Genomic DNA, 19,635 nt, shown 5'->3' on the forward strand with positions numbered 1-19,635 from the left:
TCAGTGGCGTCCGGTGCCGACCAGGTCGAGCAGCTCGCCCGAGAGCGTGCTGAGGTGCGACGCCGTCTGCTTGGTCTGCACGGCGCTGGCCTCGGTCTCGCGGGTGACCCGGGCGGTGTCCGAGGCGGCCACGTTGACCTGCTCGACCGCGGTGGTCTGCTGCTTGGTCGACAGCTCGATCTCGCGGGTGGCGTCGCTGGTGGTGGAGACCAGGTCGGCGATGCGGCGGAACGAACTGGTGGCCTCGTCGAACTTGCGGGAACCGGAGTCCACCGCCTTGGCCCCGATCTCGGTCGCCATCACCGTCGTGTTCACCGCGCCGCGTACGTCCTCGATGAGCGCGCGGATCTCCTTGGCCGATCCCGCCGTACGGTCGGCGAGCTTGCGGATCTCCTCGGCCACCACGGCGAACCGGCGTCCCCACTCGCCCGCCCCGCTGGCCTCGATGGTCGCGTTGATGGCCAGGATGTTGGTCTGCTCGGCCAGCTCGGACACCAGCTCGACGACCCCGCCGATCTGCTGCGACTTCTCGCCCAGGGCCAGCATGTGCTGCACGATCTGGTCGACCTGGGTGCGGATGGCGGCGATCGAGGCGCGGGTCTGGTCGATGGTGGCGTCGCCGTTGCGGGCCGCGTCGGCCGTCTCCTCGGCGATCTTGGAGACCCGCTGGGCGCTGTCCGAGATCTGCCGCGAGGTGATCAGCAGCTCGCTGATCGTCGTGGTGATCTCGTTCATCGCGCTGGCCTGGTCGCGCCCGCCCGAGGCCTGCTGGGCGGCCGCCGCCTCGAGCTGGGCCGACGAGCTCTGGATGTGCCCGACCGCGGCGCCCACCTCGCGGCGCAGGTCGCGGCTGAGCTTCCAGGCCACCCCGGCCGCGGCCAGGATCAGCAGCAACCCGATCCCGATGATGAAGATCATCGCCTCGACGGCCCGTTTCGACGACGCGTCGCTGCGGCTGTCGACCACGGCCGTCTGCCGGGCGATCAGCTCGGCGATCGCCTTCTGCACGGCGATCCGGGCCGTCTTGACCTGCTCGTTGCCCTTGAGCTGGGTGACGCTGACCAGGCTGGTCAGGCTCGCGCGGAGCTGCATCACCGGGGCCAGGATGGCGGCGTGCTTGGCCTCGGCGTCCGAGACCGCGTCGAGCAGGATCTTCGACTGCGGATCGGTGATCGACTCGCGCAGCTTGGTCACCTGGTCGAGGAACACGGTGCGGTCGGCCGCGGTGGCGTTCAGATATTCATCGGTGCCGTTGAGCAGGTAGCCGCGGTAGTCGGCGATCCGCGACTCCATGGCCGCGCTGAGCGCCTCGGTGCCGACCAGGTTGACCCGGGCCGACTGGATCACCTGGTCCTTGGTGCTCAGCACGTAGCGCAGCGCCAGCACCGAGGTCGCGGTCATCACGAGGGTCAGCGCCAGGGTCAGCCCGAAACCGGCCGCCAGCTTGGCTCCGAACGTGCGGTTGGCCATCATGATGGCTCCTCGTCTCCTGCTTGGGCGTGGCCGGCCAGGGCGTGCACCATGGCCCGGGTGGCCGGGATGTCGATGATCGGGCGGCTGCCGCCGGGCAGGTCGACCAGGCCGCGCAGGCTGCCGCGGCGCCGGTCGCCGGCCTCGTCGCCCGACTCGCGGATGATGTCCGAGGTGGCCGAGCGGACGTGCCCGTCCAGGTCGTGGAAGGCGAGGCCGAGCGGCGGCGTGCCGGCCGCCAGCACCAGCCAGCGGGGCACCTCGGCGACCGGGTGGCCGAGCAGCGCGGCCAGGTCGTAGACGGGCACCACGGCGCCGGCGAACCCGGCCAGCCCGAGCAGGGCCGGCTGCGGTCCGGGCAGCGGGGTCACCGGCCGGTCCGGGTGCACGCCCGAGGTCTGGGAGAGGCGGATCGCGTACGGGCGCCCCCCGGCCCGGATCGTGAGCAGCTCGAGATGCTCCTCGTCGTGGCTGCGGGCGGGCTCGGCGAAGGACTGGTCGAAATCGGTGCGCAGCCGCCGCAGCCGGCTCCCGACCGTCCCGGCCCGGGTCACGGGCGCACCCCGCAGGCGTCGAGCTCGGACCGGCACAGCACGGTGAGGGCGATCCGGCCGAACCCGCCGCCGAACAGCGTGATCCGCTGCTCGTCCTCCTGGGCCAGCAGGTCGAGGGCGCGCTCCAGCTCGCCGGCCGCGGTGCGCTCGTCGCCCTGACGCCGGGCGATCTGGCCCAGCCGCATCCGGGGCAGGGCGAAACCCGGGTCCAGGTACGCGGCCAGCCGGTACTGCCCGATCGCCTCGACCACGGCCGACCCGTCCTCCAGGCACAACCCGAGCAGCTGGTGCGCGTCCGGGTTGAGCCCGTTCTCGTCGCTGAGCTTGCGGGCGAGCAGCACCGCCTCGTCGAGCCGGCCGGTCTGGGCCAGCAGCACCCCGTGCAGCAGCCGTTCCCGTGGGCGGGGCGGGGTGTCGCGGGGCGCGCTGATCAGTTCGAGGGCGGCCGTGAAGCTCTCGTGCCGGAGCAGGTCGAGGGCCCGATCGTAGGCGCCGTCGTCATGGGCCGGCGCCGGGGCGCGGGCGGGCGCCGGGGCGCGCGGGGCGGCGTACGGGGAAACCGGGTTTGATCTTGTCTCGGGCTGGGACACCGTCCGCTGCGGGGGAGTCGGGCCGCCCAGCCGGCGGTAGTAGAACGTGCGGTGGCTGTGCTGCAGCTCGAGACCGGCCGGGTTGCTGCCGAGCGAGTCGGTGTGGCCGAGGAACAGGAAACCGCCCGGCACCAGCACCCGGGTCATCCGCTCGACCAGCGACGACACCACGTCCGGGGTGAGATACATCAGCAGGTTGCGGCAGAACACGATGTCGTACTGCTCGGGCCGCCACAGGGCCTCGTCGGGCTCGGCCACGTTGGTGCGCTGGAACCGGACCAGCCGCCGGATGTCGTCGACCACGTAGTAGCCGCTGTCGCCCTGCCGGAACCAGCGGCGGCGGATGTCGTCCGGCGTCTCGCGCAGCGACCACGTCGAGTACCAGGCCTTCTCGGCCTTGCGCAGCTGCGCCGGGTTGGCGTCGACGCCGGTCACGCTGATCAGCCAGTCCGGGTCGGGGCGGATCATCCGGCCCGCGATGGCCAGCGAATAGGCCTCCTCGCCGGACGAGCACGCCACCGACAGCATCCGCAGCGTGCGCTGGGCCAACCGGGCCGACGCGCGCTCGGGCAGGGCGGCCTCGCGCAGCGCCGCGAACTGCTCGCCGTGCCGGAAGAAGTACGTCTCGGTGATGCTCAGGCGCTCGACCAGCTCGGTGAACTCGGCGTCCCAGGGCCGGGCGGCGAGCCGGGCCAGGTAGTCCTCGCGGCTCATCCCGTGCTGGGCCGCCCGGTCGCGCAGCAGGTCGCCGATCTGCCGTGCGTCGTTGTCGGCGAATGTCCAGCCCAGCCGCTGGGCCAGCACGGCCCGGAAGCGGTCGACCTGCATCGCGCTCACGATCCGACGCCCGCGGCGGCGGCCGCTTCCCAGACCTCGTCCGGCACCGCGCGCATGCTCTGCAGCAGCAGGAGCGGCTCGGTGCCGAGCGTGCCGACCCCGGCCACCAGGCGGGTGCTGCGCCCGCCGAGCAGCGCAGGGTGGCCGCCGGTGGCATCGGCCTCGACGTCGCGGATGCCGAGGATCTCGCCGGTGGCCAGGGCGATGGCACCGCGCTCGGTGCGGACGGCCAGGTAGCGCTCGGGTTCGTCGGCCGTGCCCCCGCCGAGGAGCCGGGACACGTCGATCACGGGGGTGGGCACGCCACGCAGCACGGTGATGCCCCGGACGAAGGCGGGCGTGCCGGCCAGGGCCCGCGTCTCCAACGGCCGCATGGTCTCGACGACCTCGTCGAGCGCGAGCGCGCAGAGCAGCGGCCCGGCTCGGAAGACGAGCGAGATCACCCCGGTGCCGTCGCCGGGGTGATCCGACGCCTGTCCGTACTGCCGCATTCGCTCAGGTTAGCGAGACTTCATCCCGGATAGCCGAGATTCCTTCACAACGGTGTCATTCCCGGTGGCGCGGCTCGGCCCGGCGGCCCGCCACCGGCATCCCCGGGTCGTCCGGCGGCCAGTTCGCGGGGATCCCGCTCATCGTCGGAGCCGGCTCGGTGACCGGGGCCGGTTGGCGCGGCGTGGGCACCTTGGTGGACGGCCACAGCCGCGGACGCCGCTTGGCGCCCAGATCCTCGGCCCAGCCGAACGCGACCATGGCCACCAGCGTGAGCGCGAACGCGGCGACCAGGTCGGTCACGGCGCCCAGTTCGCCGGCGAGGTCGTCCAGCGCGACCACGGTCAGCACCGGCCACACTGCGGCGATGGCGATGTTGTGCCACAGATAGATGGTCACGGCCCGCGCGTTGACCAGGGTGACCGCCTTGTCCAGCGGTTTGACCCGGGCCAGCCAGGTCATCGGCGGCTGCCAGCGCAGCACGATCACCACGAACGCGAGCGACCACAGCGCCTGAGCCTCGGAGATGTCGTTGAGGTCCCAGCTGCCCTGGTCGTGGGCGTACCACAGGCCACCGGCGGCCATCACCAGCGCGATCGGATAGGCCAGCCAGGCCCGGGCCTCCTGCAGCCGGTTGTCGTGGTGCGCGAACCCGGCGATCCAGCACGCGCCGTACGTGACGAAGTCCCACATCGCGGCGTCGGCCGTATCGGGCAGCGTGATCCCGGTGACGTCGAGCACGGCCAGCATGAGCAGCGGGAGGGCCACGGCAGCCCAGCCGATCCGCCGCCACAACCAGAACATGACCGGGGAGAGCAGCACGAACCACACGTACGCCCGGATGTACCAGAGCGGCTCCCAGGCGTCGACGGCCTTGTCGCTGCCCGGCGGGTCGCCGATCGGGAACAGCCAGAACAGCAGCTTGGGCAGGCTGAACGGGTGCTCGCCGTCGGTCTCGCGGGCCCAGCCGGCCACCAGCATCACCGGCACCACGATCAGGCCGAGCAGCCACAGCGGCGGCAGCAGGCGGCGCAACCGGGACGTGACGACCTGGCCCGCGCCTCGTCGGTCGAGCGAGGCGGCGGTCAGCGAGCCGGCCAGGGCGAACATGATGCCCATGGCCGGGAGCACGATGGACAGCCAGGGCCATCCGAAGAGGTGGTAGACGATCACCCGGACGATCGCGGCGGCACGGAGCAGATCCAGGTAGCGATTGCGCACCGCGACGACAGTGCCAGTCCCGAACCGGCTCCGGGACCTCCGAGCGGACCGGTAAATGCGCCCGCCGGGCTTACCCCGTACAGGTGAACTGTCCGGATTGTCTGTGCGGTTGTGCGACATCCGTGCCCCCGTTCCTGGCGGTGAAACCCCAGCTCTCGTGGCCTTTGCCCGGTCGTTGCGCCGATCCGCCGACGGTGACGGGCGACGTGACCTTGACCGGCCTCTGCCGTTGACCCCCGACGTAGGCGGCCCGGATCGGCCGGGACGCCACGGGGATCGATGGGGTTAACGGGGATATGCGGAAACCACTCGTGGTGGTCGGGGTGGCGGCGTCGGCGCTCCTGCTCGGGGGCGGCATGGTGGCGACGTCGGCCGACGCCGACGAGCGGCCGGACTCGGGCTGGAGCAACTTCTGGTGGCCGAGCCTGTTCGGCGGCGGCTCGTCCTCGTCCTCCGACGACGCGCCTTTTGCGGACCGGGGGATCAACGAGCGGCCCGACGCCTATGACGACGACTCGGCGGACGACGACTCGACGGTAGGCGACGACGACAACACCGATTCCCGCGTACGCGACCAGGCCGCCGACGGCCGGGCCGCGCAGCCCGGTTTCGCGGCGGACACTCAGCCGCACCACGCTGCCCCGCAGAAGCCGGCCGCGGCCGAGCGTCCCGCAGCTGCTGAGCGTCCGGCCGCCGCTGAGCGTCCCGCAGCTGCTGAGCGTCCGGCCGCCGCTGAGCGCCCCGCCGTGGCGCGGCAGCAGCCCGCCGCGCAGCGCCCCGCCGCCGACGTGATGGCCGGCGCCCGCCAGGCCGTGACCGCGCGCGACGTCTCGGCCAGTCCGGCCGCCCCGGTGCAGCAGCGGGTGCTCCGGCTGATCAACCAGAACCGGCACCGCGGCGGTTGCGGCTCGCTCTCGCTGGACCGCCGGCTCATCGACGCGGCCAACGATCACGCGGCTGACATGGCCCGCCGCGACTACTTCGCGCACGAGTCGCGCAACGGGGACAGCGCGGGCGACCGGGTGAGCGAGGCCGGCTACCGCTGGAAGCGGTACGGCGAGAACATCGCCCGCGGCGCCGACAGTCCCTATGAGGTGGTCAACGGCTGGATGAACAGCCCGGCCCACCGCGAGAACATCATGGACTGCCGCCTGCACCAGATGGGCATCGGCCTGGCGCTGAGCCGCGACCACACCCCCTACTGGGTGCAGGACTTCGCCACCCCGCAGTCGTAACCAGCCCTACCCCGCCCACCCAGGGGGCTGGCCAGAAAGTACACGCCGCGGAGTGGGCCAACGGGGTTATCCACAGGTGACGTGACTGACAATTCGCGCGCAAGCGTGATCAATAAGCCTCAAGTGCCAGTGGCGCGAGCCGATTCGGTCTACCGGTTTCGCGCCACGGTCCCTTCGCAGGAGCTGTGTGCGGCTTCGTTGTGTTTCTATGTCCGCACACGTTTCCTGGGGAGGAACCAAGTGATTGTGAGACGGGTGGGCGCCCGCCTCGCCGGGGTCGTCATGGCGACCCTGGTCGGCGGCGGACTCGGTGCCGTGGTGCTGTCGCCGGCCGGTGCCAGCGCGGCGGTCGGCACGCCGGTGACCACGACGGTCACCAAGGCCGCGGCCGCGGGGTGCGCGACGGGTAAGTATCAGAAGAACGTCGAGTGGTGGCTGAACCAGATCGGCGGCTTCGGCAAGCTGTCGTACGACGGCAAGCAGTCGCCGTCCGACTGTGCCGCGATCAAGAAGTTCCAGCAGCGTTTCGGCATCCAGCCGGCGCAGGGTCTGGCCGGTCCGACCACCTATGACGTGGCTCGCCGGCTCGGCCGCACCAAGGTCGCGGCGTGTAACGCGAAGAAGACCGGGATCACGTTCTGCGTCAACCTGACCGAGCAGACGTCCTGGATCATGAAGAACGGCAAGAAGCTCACGAACCCGACCGTGGTTCGTACGGGCATGAAGAACTACCGGACGCCGTCCGGCACCTACAAGATCAACAAGCGGACGAAGAAGGAATGGTCCGACCCGTACGAGGTGTGGCTGCCCTACTGGCAGCGCTTCCAGGGCGGTAAGGGCTTCCACCAGACGACGACCTACATCCACGACAAGTGGCGGGGCTCGCACGGCTGCGTCAACCTGCTGCCGTCGGACGCGAAGTACTACTACTCGGTCGGCAAGATCGGGATGACGGTCAAGCTGATCGGGCGTCGTCCGGGCACCTGATCTTCCGTACGAACGTGAGGCGGGCTGCTCAGGCGGCCCGCCTTTTCGCGTGGGTGTGCAGGATCTCGTGCGGCGGGAAGTGCCGCTCGCCGCTCTCGGTGACCACCCGCAGACCGTCGCGGCCCAGCGTGTAGCGCACATCGAGGAACCGGCTGACCGTGTCGTCGTGGTGCACGACCGTGAGCTCGTGGGCTTCCAGCATGACCAGTCATACGGATCCGGAGGCCGAACCGGTTCATTCCGCTGGTCGGCATAGAGTGGCGTGCGTGTCCCGCTCCCTCAAGCTCGCCGCGGCCGGGCTGGTCCTGATCGCCTCGACCGCCGCCTCCTGCGACGAGAAGCAGATCGGCGTACGCCTCGGCGAGGCCGCCCGGGGCACGGTGTCCGAGATCGTCGAGGCGCCCGGCTCGGTGACCGCCCGGGCCGCCGCCACGGTCAGCGCGCCCGCCGCCGGCACCCTCGACGACCTGCGCGTCGAGGCCGGCCAGCGGGTCAGCAAGGGGCAGGTCCTCGCCGTGATCGACGCGCCTGAGCTGGAGGCACGGCGCCGCTCGGCCCAGCGGGCCCTCGACGAGGCGTCCCGCGGCGGCGGCGTGGCGGTCGGCGGCACGTCCGCGTTCACGGCCGTCCGGCGGAAGACCGACAAGCAGGCGGCCGACGCGTTCCAGTTGGCCCGCGACGCGGCCGGCAAGATCACCGACCCGCAGCTGCGCGAGGTGCTGCTCAAGCAGGTCGACGCGGCCCGCTCGCAGTACGACGCCGCCTCGGCCGCGGCCGGCGCGGCTCTGCGCTCGGTACAGCGTGGCGTGGCCTCGCTCGGGCAGGCGGTCAGCTCGCTCTCGGCCGCGCAGCGGCTCCAGGCCCAGCAGGCGTACGAGCTGGCCGACGCCGCCGTCGAAGCCCTCACCCTGCGCTCCCCGTCGGCCGGGGTCGTGCAGCTCGGCGGCACCTCGAGCGCTCCCAGCGCGTCGTCGCTGACCGACCTGCTCTCCTCGGGCGGTGGTCCCGCGGCCCCGGCGGCGGCGCTGCCCGGTGTCGACGTCGCGGTGCCCAAGGGTGCGTACGTGGCGGCCGGCACCCCGCTGTTCACGGTGGTCGACGTGAGCCGGCTCGGGCTGACCGCCGAGGTCGACGAGACGGACGTGCTGCTGGTCAAGGCCGGTGTCAAGGCGACGGTCGAGCTGGACGCGGCTACGGGGTCGAGCTACCAGGCCACCGTACGGGCGATCGACCTGCTCCCGACCACGTCGAGTCGTGGTGGGGTGTCGTACAAGGTGCGCCTTGATCTGGGAAGCGGCAAGGACGCGATCGGGGCCACGGCGCCCACCCCGCGGCCCGGCATGAGCGCCGTCGTGCGGCTGCAGGTGCGCGAGGCCGACGATGCCGTCACCGTGCCCGCTTCGGCGATCATCAACGTCGACGGCAAGGACACGGTGTGGGCCGTGCAGGGAGAGCGCTACGAGCGGGTGCCGGTCACCCTCGGCGTGCAGGGTGAGGACGTCGTCCAGGTCACCGACGGCCTGAACGCCGGCCAGCGGATCGCGGTCACGGGCGCCGACGAGATCCAGCCCGGCGACCGGCCCTCATGACCGCGCCCGCCATCGTCGCCACCGATATCAGCCGCACGTACGAGCTCGACGGCGTCTCGGTGCCCGCGCTGCGGGGCGTGTCGCTGACCATCGAGCCGACCGACTACGTGGCGATCGTCGGCACCTCGGGCTCGGGCAAGTCGACGCTGATGCATCTGCTCGGCGGGCTCGACCGGCCCTCCGGCGGCACCCTGCTGATCGGCGGCCGCGACGTCGCCGGTCTGGGCCCGGCCGAGATGGCGAAGCTGCGCAACGAGACGATCGGGTTCGTCTTCCAGTCGTTCCACCTGCTTGCCCGCACCACCGCCCGCGACAACGTGGCCCTCCCGCTGGTCTATCGCGGCGTCGGCCGCAGGGAACGGCGGGCCCGGGCCGCCGAGATGCTCGAACGGGTCGGCCTCGCACACCGCCTCGACCACCGGCCCAACCAGATGTCCGGTGGCGAGCAGCAGCGTGTCGCCATCGCCCGGGCCCTGGTCACCGAGCCCGCGGTGCTGCTGGCCGACGAGCCCACCGGCAACCTCGACTCGGCCACCGGGCAGTCCGTGCTGGCCCTGCTCGAGTCGCTCAACGACGACGGTGTAGCCGTGGTGCTGGTGACCCACGACCGTGACGTGGCGGCCCGGGCTCGCCGCCGGATCGTCATGAAGGACGGCGCGATCGTCCCGCTCGCCGGGGAAGACGCGTGAGACTTGCGGAGGCCTGGCGGGTCGCCATCGACGCTCTGCGCGCCAACCGGCTGCGCAGCGTGCTGACCATGCTCGGCGTGGTCATCGGGGTCGCCGCGGTGGTGGCCCTGGTCGGCATCGGCACCGGCACCAAGGGCCAGATCGAGCAGCAGGTCGAGGGCCTCGGCTCGAACTTGCTGCTGGTCGTGCCCGGGCGGCTCGAGGCGGGTTCGGCCCCGGCCGCCTCGACCATGGACCTGGACGACGTGGAGGCGGTCGCGCGCGTCGTCGGCGATCGGGACCGGGTCGCGGCGACCATCGCGTCGGGCGAGACCGTGCGGGCCGGGTCGCGGTCGGCGTTCGCGAGCATGCAGGGCGTCCTCGAGAACACGCCCGACGTCTTCGTCCGCAAGCTCGATCGAGGAACCTACCTTTCCCGTACGGATGTGACGACCGGCCGCCGCGTCGCTGTGCTGGGCGCCGGGACGGCGACGACCCTGTTCGGCGATCGCGATCCGATCGGGCGTCAGATCACCATCGGGGGCGTCCGATTCCGGGTGATCGGCACGTTCGAACGGCTCGGCCAGAGCCTCGGCGTCGACCGGGACAGCGAGGTGCACGTGCCGGTGACCGCGGCCCAGCGGCTGCTCGGCACCGACCGCATCGACGGCCTGGCCATCCGCGCCCCCGACCGCGAACGCATCGGCCAGTTGTCGACCGCCGTGGTCAAGGTGCTGACCGATCGGCATCCGGACACCGACTTCAGCGCCGTCACCCAGGAACAGATCCTCGGCGTGCTCGGCGACATCCTCGGTGTGCTGACCGGGGTGCTGGCCGCGATCGCCGGGATCAGCCTGCTCGTCGGCGGGGTCGGCGTCTCCAACATCATGCTGGTCTCGGTCCGCGAACGCACCAAGGAGATCGGTCTGCGCAAGGCCGTGGGCGCCCGGCCCCGCGACATCGGGGTGCAGTTCCTGCTCGAGGCGGTGCTGCTGACCACGATCGGCGGCGTGCTCGGCATGGCCCTCGGCGTCACCGCGGCGCTGCTGGTCGACCGGTTCTCGCCGGTGCCGGCCGCGGTCACCTGGTGGTCGCTGGCGCTGGCCTTCGGGGTGTCGGCTGTTGTCGGCATCATCTTCGGTGTCGTGCCCGCTCAGCGTGCGGGCCGGCTCGACCCGGTCGTCGCGCTGCGCACCGAATGAGCCGCCGCCCGGGCTCCGGCCGCGCTGACCTGATCGACCGCGTTCCGGCGCCGCTGCTCGTCCTGACGGCGATCGCGTCGGTGCAGGTGGGCAGCTCCATCGCCCGCGGCCTGTTCGACGAGCTCGGTGCGGCCGGGGTGACGTTCCTGCGGCTGGCCTTCGCCGCGCTGATCCTGGCCGCGGTGACCCGTCCCGACGTACGGCGCTGGTCCGCCCGAGCCTGGCTCGCCGCGGGCCTGCTCGGCGTGGCGATGGCCGGCATGAACCTGATCTTCTACCTGTCCCTGCGGACGGTCCCGCTCGGCACGGCGGTCACGGTCGAGTTCCTCGGCCCGCTGCTCCTGGCGCTCGTGCAGACCAGGCGCCTGCTCGACCTGCTGTGGTGCGGCCTCGCCCTGGGCGGCGTGCTCCTGCTCGGCTTCGACACCGGCGGCACGGCCCCGCTGAGCGGTCTGGTGCTGGCCTTCGTGGCCGGGCTGTTCTGGGCCTCCTACATCGTGCTGAGCGCACGCCTGGGCCGCCTCGTCCCCGGCACCGGCGGCCTGGCCGTGTCACTGGCGGTGGCCGCCGTGCTGGTACTGCCGTTCGGCCACGAGGGCGTCACCGGTGTCATCGACCGTCCCGCGCTGCTGATCGGTGTCGTCGCGGTGGCCGTGCTGTCGTCGGTTCTCTCCTACGGGCTCGAGATGCACGCGCTCCGCCGCATCCCGACCCGGGTCTTCGGCATCCTGATGAGCCTCGAACCGGCCGCGGCCGCCCTGGCCGGGCTGCTCATCCTGCGCCAGCGCCTGGGCCCGGCCGAGATCGTCGCGCTGATCCTGGTCACGCTGGCCAGCGCCGGCGTCACCCTGGCCCGCCGCGACCGGACCCGCCGCGAGGCCGGGGCCGCCGCGGCCTGACCGTGCCACACCCGGTCCGTGCTGATCGACGACGTGGGCCGGCTTGCCGAGGCGCTGCCCGGCGTGCGCCGCACCACCGTCGACCGGCTCACGGACCCTGGCGGCGGCCTGAGACCTTCAGCGCGACGACCGCTCCTGAGTTCTGCTCGCGCTCGCCGCGCTTAGGTTCCGCTCGCGCTCGCCGAATGGTCTGACGTGCGATATCAGCTCCGTGACGAGGACGGGGCGTACCGGAGCGTCGCCTACCTGATGCTGGCCGCCGTGCCGGTCGTGTTCGTCACCGGGATCGTGCTGCCGGACGAACACCCGATCGGATGGGTCGTGGCCATCTCGCTCACCGTGGCCGTCATGGCCGCCGGGGGAGCGCTCGCCCGATGGCGCCCACGCCGGTTGCCGAGAACGTTCTGGCTGGTGGTGCCGTTCGTGGCGGTCACGCTGATCGCCGGGCTCAACGTGGCCTCGCACGACGCCAGCGCGGGGTCGCAGCTGTTCTATCTGTGGCCGGTGATCTACACGGCCAACTTCCTCAGCCACCGGAACACCGCGGTCGTGCTCGTAATGGTGTCGGGCGGGCACGCGGCGGTGGCGTTCGCAGCGCTGGGACTCGCTCGCGGGCTGATGGACTGGATCTCGCTGACGGTCGCGCTCACCCTCACCGCGGTCGTGATCGCCTCGCTGCGCAACCGCAACGAGCGGCTGCGCGCGGTGCTCTCGTCGCAGGCGCTGGCCGACCCGCTGACCGGCGTGGCCAACCGGCGGTCGTTCGACTCGTCGCTCGTCCGTGCGGTCGCCCGGGACGAGCCGCTCGCCCTGATGACGGTCGACATCGACCACTTCAAGAGCATCAACGACACGTGGGGGCACGGCGTCGGGGACCAGGCTCTGCAGGCGGTGGCGTCATGCCTGCGTACGGTCGCCGCCCGCGCGGACGACGTGGTGGCCCGGCTCGGCGGGGACGAGTTCGCGGTGCTGATGCACGCCGACCGGATGGGCGCGCGGCGGGCGGCCGACGAGGTGCGCTCAGCCCTGGCCGCGGTCGACGGCCTGGCGTGCGGAGCTCCCGGGCTGAGCATCGGGATCGCCCTGTTCCCCGACCACGCCGGCACGGCCGAGGAACTGCGGGCGGCGTCGGACGCGGCGCTGTACGAGGCCAAGGAAGCCGGACGCGGCCGTACGGCGATGGCCCACCCGCCGTCGCCCCGCCGGACGATCAGCGCGGCGGGATGATCGGCTGCTCGGCGGTCGACTCGTCCAACGCCTCGTTCGCCTTCGGGACGCCCAGGATGTCCTCGCGGGTGCGCGGGTAGGGACCCCAGCCGTCGCGCAGCACGTGGATGTAGACGGCCTCGAGGCACACCCCGACCCGCGCCGCCAGATCGGTGTCGTCCGGGCTGCCCAGGCGTACGGCCCGGGCGAAGTGGTCGAGCGCCTCCATGTTGCGGCCCTGGTCGAAGCAGCATCGGCCGGCGTTCTCGTGCACGACGCTGCGCAGCGTCTCGGGCACGTTCGCGCCGGTGGCCTTGGCGAACAGGCGGTCGGCCTCCTTGAAGTCGCCGCGCAGCCGCAGGATGTGGGCCAGTTCGGCCTGGGCGATCACCTCGGCCTGCAGGTCCCGCTCCGACTCGGCGTGGGCGAGCGCGAGCCGGCTGGCCGCGGCGGCCATGCCCAGCTCCCCGAGCAGCCGGTAGACCTCGGCCCGGACGCTGAGCAGGCCTGCCTTGGCCACGTTGTCGACCTCGTCGGCCAGCGGGCCGTCGAGGCGTTCGCCCAGCTCCCGCAGCGCCTGACGATCGTCGACGACCTCGCGCAGGGTGCCGCCGTCGAGTCGCCAACGGATCGCCTCGAGGTCGGCCGCCGACAGCGCCGTCTCCTTGACCGTGGCCTGCGGTTTCGGCTCGCTCGGCGGCTGGTGGGCCGCCATGTGCTTGTCGATCTTGGCCCGGACCGAGGCGGCGTCGGGCTTGATCGACGGCTGCTCGCCGGTGAGCGTCATGCCCTGGAAGAGCCCCGTGACATCGAGGTCGATGACGTTGCCGGAGGGCTCGCTCGTCTGCGGTTCCGGGGTGGTCGCGGGCCGGGCCGAGTCGTCGGCGCGCGTCGCTTCCGTGGGCGTGCCGTTCGCGGCCGCGCCTTCGGGTGCTGCCCCGCTGGGCGCCGTGTTTCCGGGCGTGCCGGCTCGGGACGTGTCGTTCTCGGGCGCAGCGTTTCCGGGTGTGTTGCCCTCAGGCGTGGCAGCATCCGGTGTCGCGGCCGGTGGTGCGTCGTCAGGCTTCGCCCCGAACCACATGCCGCCGAACTCGGTGTCCGCAATCCGCTTCGGGGCGTCCGGGCCGGAGACCGCGAGCCGTCCTATCGGCCGGATGTTGTGCAGCGCACCGTCGGGATCCATGTACGGAGCCGCGTGCGCCCCGAGCCGGGTGGGATCGGCGGGCGCGGCCGGCCCGGAACCGTCGGCCTCCTCGGGACCGGCATGCCGCGATCCGCGCCCAGCCGGCTCGTCACCGGACTGCTCGGCCGACGGTGCGGCACCCTCACGGCCGGACGGGTCGTCCGGCCGGGGCGGGACGCCGGACGGAGTGCGCTGAGCCGGCACGCCCGGACCGCCGGCCGCCGGCCGCTGAAGCGGGAAGCTGATCCGTGCCGCCGGCTGGGCCTCGGAGCCAGCCGCATCCGGCCCGGCGTCGGCCCCGGCATTCGGCGCGGCCGATTCGGCGGGACGGGCGTACTGCGCGGGTGCGGCTTGTTCCGCAGGGCGGCCGTGCTGCGCGGGTGTGGTTTGCTCCGCGCGATCGGCGTATTGCGCGTGGCCGGCTTGCTCTGCGGGGTGGCTGTGTTGCACGGGTGCGGCTTGCTCCACGGGGCGGCTGTGCTGCGTGGGCGCGGCTTGTTCCGTGCGGTGGGTGTGTTGCGCCGGTTCGGCGGGGTGGGCGTTTTGCGCGTGGCTGGCTTGTTCCGTGTGGTGGGTGTGCTGCGTCGGCGCGGCCGGTTCGGCGGGGCGGGCGTATTGCGCGTGGCTGGCCTGTTCCGCGGGGGTCGCCGGTTCCGCGGGGCGGGTGTATCGCGCGTGGGTGGCCTGCTCCGTGTTGTGCGGGTGCTGCGCGGGTCCGGGTTCGTTCCGTCCAGGACCCAGCGGCTGAGTCGGCAGGGCAGCCATCTGCTGGTCGGCGGTCCACGTGCCCGGCGCGTTCTGGCCGGCGTCGCCCGCGAACCGCTCGGGGGCGACTGGCCGTTCCGCGCCTGCGGACTGCTCCGCACCCGTGGACCGGTCGGGGGTAGCGGCGTGCGGCTCGGGCGCGGTGGGGTGCGCGGGCGCAGACCGTTGCGGTGCGACCGGCTGAGTGGGGAGGCCGGTCACGCCCTGCTCGGCGCCCGGGCTCACCTGCCGTGGGATCGCCGGAACGGCCGGATCACCACCGGCGGCCGGAGCACTGACCGGAGCGGAGGCGAGCGAAGTGGGCCGCTGAGCGTTGTCCTGCTGCGGCGGCGCCCACGGCGACGGATCCGCCTCGAACCCACGAGGCGCGGCCGACCCCGACCGATCCGAGGTGGACGGACGGTGCCCAGCGGCCTGCGCCCCGGGAGTGAATTGCCCGGGAGCCGACCGGTCCGCACCCGGTTGCTCAGCTGCTTGGCCGCGTTGGCCGGGTGCGAATTGGCCTGCGCTGTGCTGGTCGGGCGCTTGGCTGCGCTGGCCGGGTGCGAATTGGCCTGCGCTGTGCTGGTCGGGCGCTTGGCCGCGCTGGCCGGGTGCGAATTGGCCTGCGCTGTGCTGGTCGGGCGCTTGGCCGCGCTGGCCGGGAGCGAACTGGCCTGTGCCGTGCTGGTCGGGTCCTTGGCTGCGCTGGCCGGGAGCGAACTGGCCTGTGCCGTGCTGCCCGAGGTCCTGTTGCGCTTGACCCTGCTGGCCGGGTGCCTGCTGGCCGGGTGCCTGCTGGCCTGCGGCCTGCTGGCCGCCCGCGAGTTGCTGGCCCTCGGCGTGCTGCCCTTGGCCTGCCTGACCGGGGGCGAACCGGCCAGGTGCCTGCTGGTCTGAGGTCGGCTGTGCGGCGGCGTGTTGTTCCTGCCCGCGCTGGGTGGGAGCGAACTGACCCGGAGCATGGGGACCGGAGATGTGCCGGCCTCGATCGTCCTGACCCGAGGCGGGCTGGCCCGGACGCTGCTGTCCACGTGCGAACTGGTCGGGCGTTCGGTGGTCCGCAGCCGGCTGTGCGGGAGCGTGCTGTTCCTGCCTCCGCTGGCCGGGGGTGAACTGGCCTGGAACGCTGCGGTCCTGGGTGTGCTGGTCCTGGCGTTCCCGGCCCGGTTCGTGCTGGCCCGGTGTGTGCTGGCCTGGTGCCTGCTGGCCCGGCGTGTGCTGGCCTTGATGTTCGTGGCCGGGGGCGAACTGGCCCGGCGCCTGCGGACCGGCGTACTGGCCGGGCACTGGGCCGGGTGCGGGCTGGGCCGGAGTGGGGCGTTCCGGGGTGAAGCCGGGGCCGGCCTGCGCGCGCTGTCCGGTGCCGGCTCGGTCGGCGATCGGGCCGAACGGGTCGTGTTCCGGCTGGTGGGCTTGCGGGTGTTCGGGGAACGGCGGGCGGGTCTCGGGCGTGACGGGGGCGGCCTGGGGGTTCCGGTCGGGGGACTGACCGTCCGTGGGCCGGCCGGCGGCCGTGTCGTGCTTGTCCGAGCCGTGGCCGAACAGCTTGTCCTTGGCGCGGCGGAAGACGTTGCCGGACTTGTGCTGGTTCGGTGCGCGTTCCTCGGGGGCCGGGCGCTCGGGGGCCGGCTGGGTGGCTCCCCGCTGGGTGGGCACGGAGAACTCGCTGCCGTCCCGCGGGTCTTGACCCGGTGCGGGTGAGCGGTCGGGGCCCGGCATCGGCTGGTCGCCGCGCGGGGCGAAGGCGGCCGCACCGGTGTGCGAGCCGCGGGTGGGGAACGGCTGGGGCGCGGGTGGCTCCGAACCGTCGACGGGCTGGCCGGGCTGCGGTGCCGTCCGGCCGTGCGGGGTGTTCGGTGCGTGGCCGGGGAACCGCCCAGGATCGGAACCCGGGGGGATCGGCATCGCCGCGGGCTGAACGGGGCGCTGCTCGGCCGTCGGGGAAACCCGCGGGTCGGCCGGAGAGACGGGTGTCTGCGAAGGTCGACCGTGGTCGGGGCTCTGCGACGCCGGCGGCTGTTCCGAGGATCCAGGGCGGGCCTGGCTGTCCGGCCGCGGTGCTTCCGGGCCGGGGACCGGACCGTGCGAGGGCGCTCCCGGGGCTTGCGCGCGGGAAACCGGACCCTGGACTCCGGGAACCGGGGGCGTGCCGGGCTGAGGTGCGCCCGGGCCCTGGGCCGCGGGCGGCATGGCGGCCGGCGGGTGCGGTCCGGCCGGGCGCGGGGTGTTGACCGGCTGTTGTCCCGCCGGGGCCGGGCCCGGAACGGCCGCTGGTGGCATGGCGCCGGGCTGACCGCCGGTGGGCGCGCCCGGCGACACCGGACGGCCGAAACCGCTGCTCGGCACGGCCGCGGGAGGCGCCTCGTCGGCCACCATCGACCACGGGTCGTCGCCCTCGGACAGGTAGACGTGCGCGGTGCGCGGGCTACGCCGGGAACGCGGCATCTCCAGCCGGGGGTCGGTCTCGAGGAGCGACGGGTCGCCGGGACCACGCGTGGCCTGGGGCGGGACCGGACCGCGGGCCTGGCGCGGATCCGGTTCCGGCGCACGTCGCGGGTCTTGACCGTAGCCGGACACCTGGCGTGGATCTTGGCCCGGCGAGGGCGTCGGCGAGGGCGTGGCCTGCCGCGGATCCGGCGCCGAGGAAGGTGGCGTGGCAGGTGGTGTAGCGGGGCGAGCGGCCGGCGGGACCGAACCGGGCAGCGGCACGAGCCCGGGCGGCGGCGCGGCGGCCCGGGCCGCGGGTGGCTGGTCGGGCGTCTTCGGTGGCACCGAGGCGCGCGCCGCGGGCGCGCGCGCCGGCGTGACCGGTGCCGGAGTGGCCGGCGCCGGTGTGACGGGGGTGGCCGGAGCCGGGGGAGGGCTGACCACGCGGGCGGCCGGCGTCGGGGCGTGCGTGCCGACGACGCGCGGGGCGGCGGGCGGCTCGGCCTTCTTGATGACGCGCGGCGCGGGCGGGGGCTCCTCCTTGCCGACGACCCGGGGCGCGGCGGGCGGCGTGGCCGTGCCGACGACACGCGGAGCGTCCTCGGTGCGGTCGGGTTCCGGGGCGGCGGCAGCGGGCGTGCTCTCCTCGACCCAGCCCTGCTCGTCGGCGTCCTCGGTCCAGCCCTGACCACCGGCCGGGACAATCTCGTGCCAGCGCTGGTCGTCCCACGTCGAGCGGGCGGCCGGCGCCTGGTGGCGGCGGTCGTCGACGATCTCGCCCTCGATCGTGCGCGGCGGGCGTTCCTCGAGGATCTCGCCCTCGATGGTGAGCGGCGCCTCCTCGCGACGGGACCAGCCGCGCCGGTCGTCGGCCTCGACCGGCCACGAACGACGATCGTCGGCCTCGGCCGGCCGGGAACGCCGGTCGTCATAGTCGTAGTCGCGCCGCAGGTCGTCGGTGCGCCGCTCGCCGACACCGGGCCGCCGGGCCTCGGACCGGCGGCGGTCGCGCGGGTCGAAGGCCGGATCGCGCGGGTCGGCGGAGGGCTCGTCCCAGATCATCGCCGCGCGTTCGCCCGAGCGGCGGACACCCTCGTCGGGATAGGGGCGACGACGACGCTCGTCGTAGTCGTACGCCTCGTCGCGCGCGGCGGGCCGCCGGGACCGCTCGTCGTCGGGGCGGCGGCGGTACATGTCGTCCTGCGGGCGCGTGTCGGGCACCGACGCCCGCCCGGCCGACCGGGCCGCGGGCCGCTCGTCCTCGCGCCGACGACGATCGGGAGCCGACCGGCGGTCGGGAGAGGGCGGGGGAGCCTGGCGACGGTCGGGAGAGGGCGGGGGAGCCTGGCGACGGTCGGGAGAAGGCGGGGGAGCCTGGCGACGGTCGGGAGAAGGCGGGGGAGCCTGGCGACGGTCGGGGGCGGGGGGAGCCGAGCGCCGGTCGGACGAGGGGGGACCGGGCCGACGGCGTACGGGGGAAGGCTCTTCCTCCTCGCTGCGGCTCACCGTCTTCACGCCGGGATTCGGCCCGTGACCGTACGCCACCAGGTCGCGATGGTCGTAGGGCTCGTCGATGTCGTCGTGCGGGTCGTAGCGGTCGTCGCGACGCGAGTAGGTCGTGTCGGGCGCGTCGAAGTCGGCGCCCAGCTCGGGCCGGTTGTAGTCGACCTCGTCGAAGTCGTCGCCGGCCAGGTTGGGCTGGGACGTGTCGACCGGCGCGAAGTCGGGGTCGTCGAGCCAGCTCGGCCGCTGCGAGTCGAACGCGGCCTGCGGCTTGTGCGGGGTGCCACCGGAGTTGCCGGTCGCGCGGCGCCGGCGACGGGCCGCGAGTTCGTCGACCTGGTCGTCGGGGTGATCGCCGCGCCGGGTCGGCATGATCGGGTCGGGCGTGTCCCGGCGCCGGTATTCCCGCTCCTGCACGACGGCCGCATTGGGCATGATCGAGTACTCGGAGTACTCGTCTTCCCAATACTCGTCGTCCTCGAAGCTCATGCCGCCGCTCCCGGACCGTGCGGCCGGAGAATGCGCGTACGGCGGAAGGAGGAGTGCTCCTCACCCCAGCGCCGCATGCCTTGCCCCCCGTTCGTCACGCGTGCCCGGATCGTCCCCTCCCACGCGGTGGATGTGGAAGGTTAACCACGGATTTGCGGGCCGCGCCACCACCCCCCGGAGCGCTTCCCGCAGCACGGCACCCGACCCGGGACCGGCATGCGGTCCCGGACGACTGCCCCGCCGGGCCTGTTACGTCGGCGAAGAGTACGCGTGGCTTCGGCGAACAGTTCAAACGCTGTCGGCTGACGGACAGATCGCCTGGCCGGCGTCACGCGATGT

The 19,635-nt window shown here is 73.3% G+C and carries 14 protein-coding genes; 7 read left to right on the plus strand and 7 right to left on the minus strand.

The features are described 5' to 3' along the window. Genes KOI35_RS12145 through KOI35_RS12165 form a run of 5 tightly spaced genes read right to left on the minus strand, consistent with a single transcriptional unit; the run spans position 1 to position 5,161 of the window. On the minus strand, positions 1 to 1,473 hold the full coding sequence (locus KOI35_RS12145; protein ID WP_246613031.1) for a methyl-accepting chemotaxis protein: 1,473 nt from the start codon (positions 1,471 to 1,473) through the stop codon (positions 1 to 3). After that, a complete protein-coding gene (locus KOI35_RS12150) occupies positions 1,470 to 2,024 on the minus strand; it encodes a chemotaxis protein CheW (RefSeq protein WP_215786702.1) in 555 nt (184 codons plus the stop codon). The genes KOI35_RS12145 and KOI35_RS12150 overlap by 4 nt, the downstream gene beginning before the upstream one ends. Further along, the gene (locus KOI35_RS12155) at positions 2,021 to 3,442 is read right to left on the minus strand and encodes a CheR family methyltransferase (RefSeq protein ID WP_215786704.1); all 1,422 of its coding nucleotides are present in this window, start codon (positions 3,440 to 3,442) and stop codon (positions 2,021 to 2,023) included. Before KOI35_RS12155 ends, KOI35_RS12150 begins: the two co-directional genes overlap by 4 nt. A gap of 5 nt (positions 3,443 to 3,447) precedes the next feature. Further along, positions 3,448 to 3,942 (minus strand): chemotaxis protein CheW, encoded by a 495-nt coding sequence (locus KOI35_RS12160; RefSeq protein WP_215786706.1) that lies wholly within the window; start codon positions 3,940 to 3,942, stop codon positions 3,448 to 3,450. 55 nt (positions 3,943 to 3,997) lie between these two features. After that, positions 3,998 to 5,161 (minus strand): acyltransferase family protein, encoded by a 1,164-nt coding sequence (locus KOI35_RS12165; protein WP_215786708.1) that lies wholly within the window; start codon positions 5,159 to 5,161, stop codon positions 3,998 to 4,000. Between the two features lie 296 nt (positions 5,162 to 5,457). Here KOI35_RS12165 and KOI35_RS12170 point away from each other — a divergent pair, with 296 nt between their 5' ends. Together KOI35_RS12170 and KOI35_RS12175 are read left to right on the plus strand one after the other, a co-directional pair. Beyond that, positions 5,458 to 6,396: a CAP domain-containing protein gene (locus KOI35_RS12170; protein WP_215786710.1), complete on the plus strand. Its 939-nt coding sequence runs from the start codon at positions 5,458 to 5,460 to the stop codon at positions 6,394 to 6,396. 240 nt (positions 6,397 to 6,636) lie between these two features. Continuing rightward, positions 6,637 to 7,383: a L,D-transpeptidase family protein gene (locus tag KOI35_RS12175; protein ID WP_438870598.1), complete on the plus strand. Its 747-nt coding sequence runs from the start codon at positions 6,637 to 6,639 to the stop codon at positions 7,381 to 7,383. A gap of 28 nt (positions 7,384 to 7,411) precedes the next feature. Here the strand turns inward: KOI35_RS12175 and KOI35_RS12180 are convergent, their stop codons facing one another. Further along, a complete protein-coding gene (locus KOI35_RS12180) occupies positions 7,412 to 7,585 on the minus strand; it encodes a hypothetical protein (RefSeq protein WP_215786712.1) in 174 nt (57 codons plus the stop codon). A gap of 64 nt (positions 7,586 to 7,649) precedes the next feature. Here KOI35_RS12180 and KOI35_RS12185 point away from each other — a divergent pair, with 64 nt between their 5' ends. The 5 genes from KOI35_RS12185 to KOI35_RS12205 all read left to right on the plus strand — a co-directional run bounded on the left by KOI35_RS12185 (position 7,650) and on the right by KOI35_RS12205 (position 12,968). Then, positions 7,650 to 8,972: an efflux RND transporter periplasmic adaptor subunit gene (locus tag KOI35_RS12185; protein ID WP_308120922.1), complete on the plus strand. Its 1,323-nt coding sequence runs from the start codon at positions 7,650 to 7,652 to the stop codon at positions 8,970 to 8,972. Continuing rightward, the gene (locus tag KOI35_RS12190; RefSeq protein WP_215786716.1) at positions 8,969 to 9,661 is read left to right on the plus strand and encodes an ABC transporter ATP-binding protein; all 693 of its coding nucleotides are present in this window, start codon (positions 8,969 to 8,971) and stop codon (positions 9,659 to 9,661) included. Before KOI35_RS12185 ends, KOI35_RS12190 begins: the two co-directional genes overlap by 4 nt. Next, positions 9,658 to 10,842 (plus strand): ABC transporter permease, encoded by a 1,185-nt coding sequence (locus KOI35_RS12195; protein WP_215786718.1) that lies wholly within the window; start codon positions 9,658 to 9,660, stop codon positions 10,840 to 10,842. Before KOI35_RS12190 ends, KOI35_RS12195 begins: the two co-directional genes overlap by 4 nt. After that, positions 10,839 to 11,741, plus strand: a complete 903-nt coding sequence (locus tag KOI35_RS12200; protein ID WP_215786719.1) for an EamA family transporter — start codon at positions 10,839 to 10,841, stop codon at positions 11,739 to 11,741. Before KOI35_RS12195 ends, KOI35_RS12200 begins: the two co-directional genes overlap by 4 nt. 195 nt (positions 11,742 to 11,936) lie before the next feature. Beyond that, the gene (locus KOI35_RS12205; protein WP_215786722.1) at positions 11,937 to 12,968 is read left to right on the plus strand and encodes a GGDEF domain-containing protein; all 1,032 of its coding nucleotides are present in this window, start codon (positions 11,937 to 11,939) and stop codon (positions 12,966 to 12,968) included. Here KOI35_RS12205 and KOI35_RS12210 read toward each other — a convergent pair. Next, complete coding sequence (locus tag KOI35_RS12210) at positions 12,952 to 19,296, minus strand: hypothetical protein (protein ID WP_215786724.1); 6,345 nt, start codon at positions 19,294 to 19,296, stop codon at positions 12,952 to 12,954. The genes KOI35_RS12205 and KOI35_RS12210 overlap by 17 nt on opposite strands. Positions 19,297 to 19,635 lie beyond the last annotated feature (339 nt).

The organism is Paractinoplanes bogorensis, assembly GCF_018829635.1.
Lineage (GTDB): Bacteria > Actinomycetota > Actinomycetes > Mycobacteriales > Micromonosporaceae > Actinoplanes > Actinoplanes bogorensis.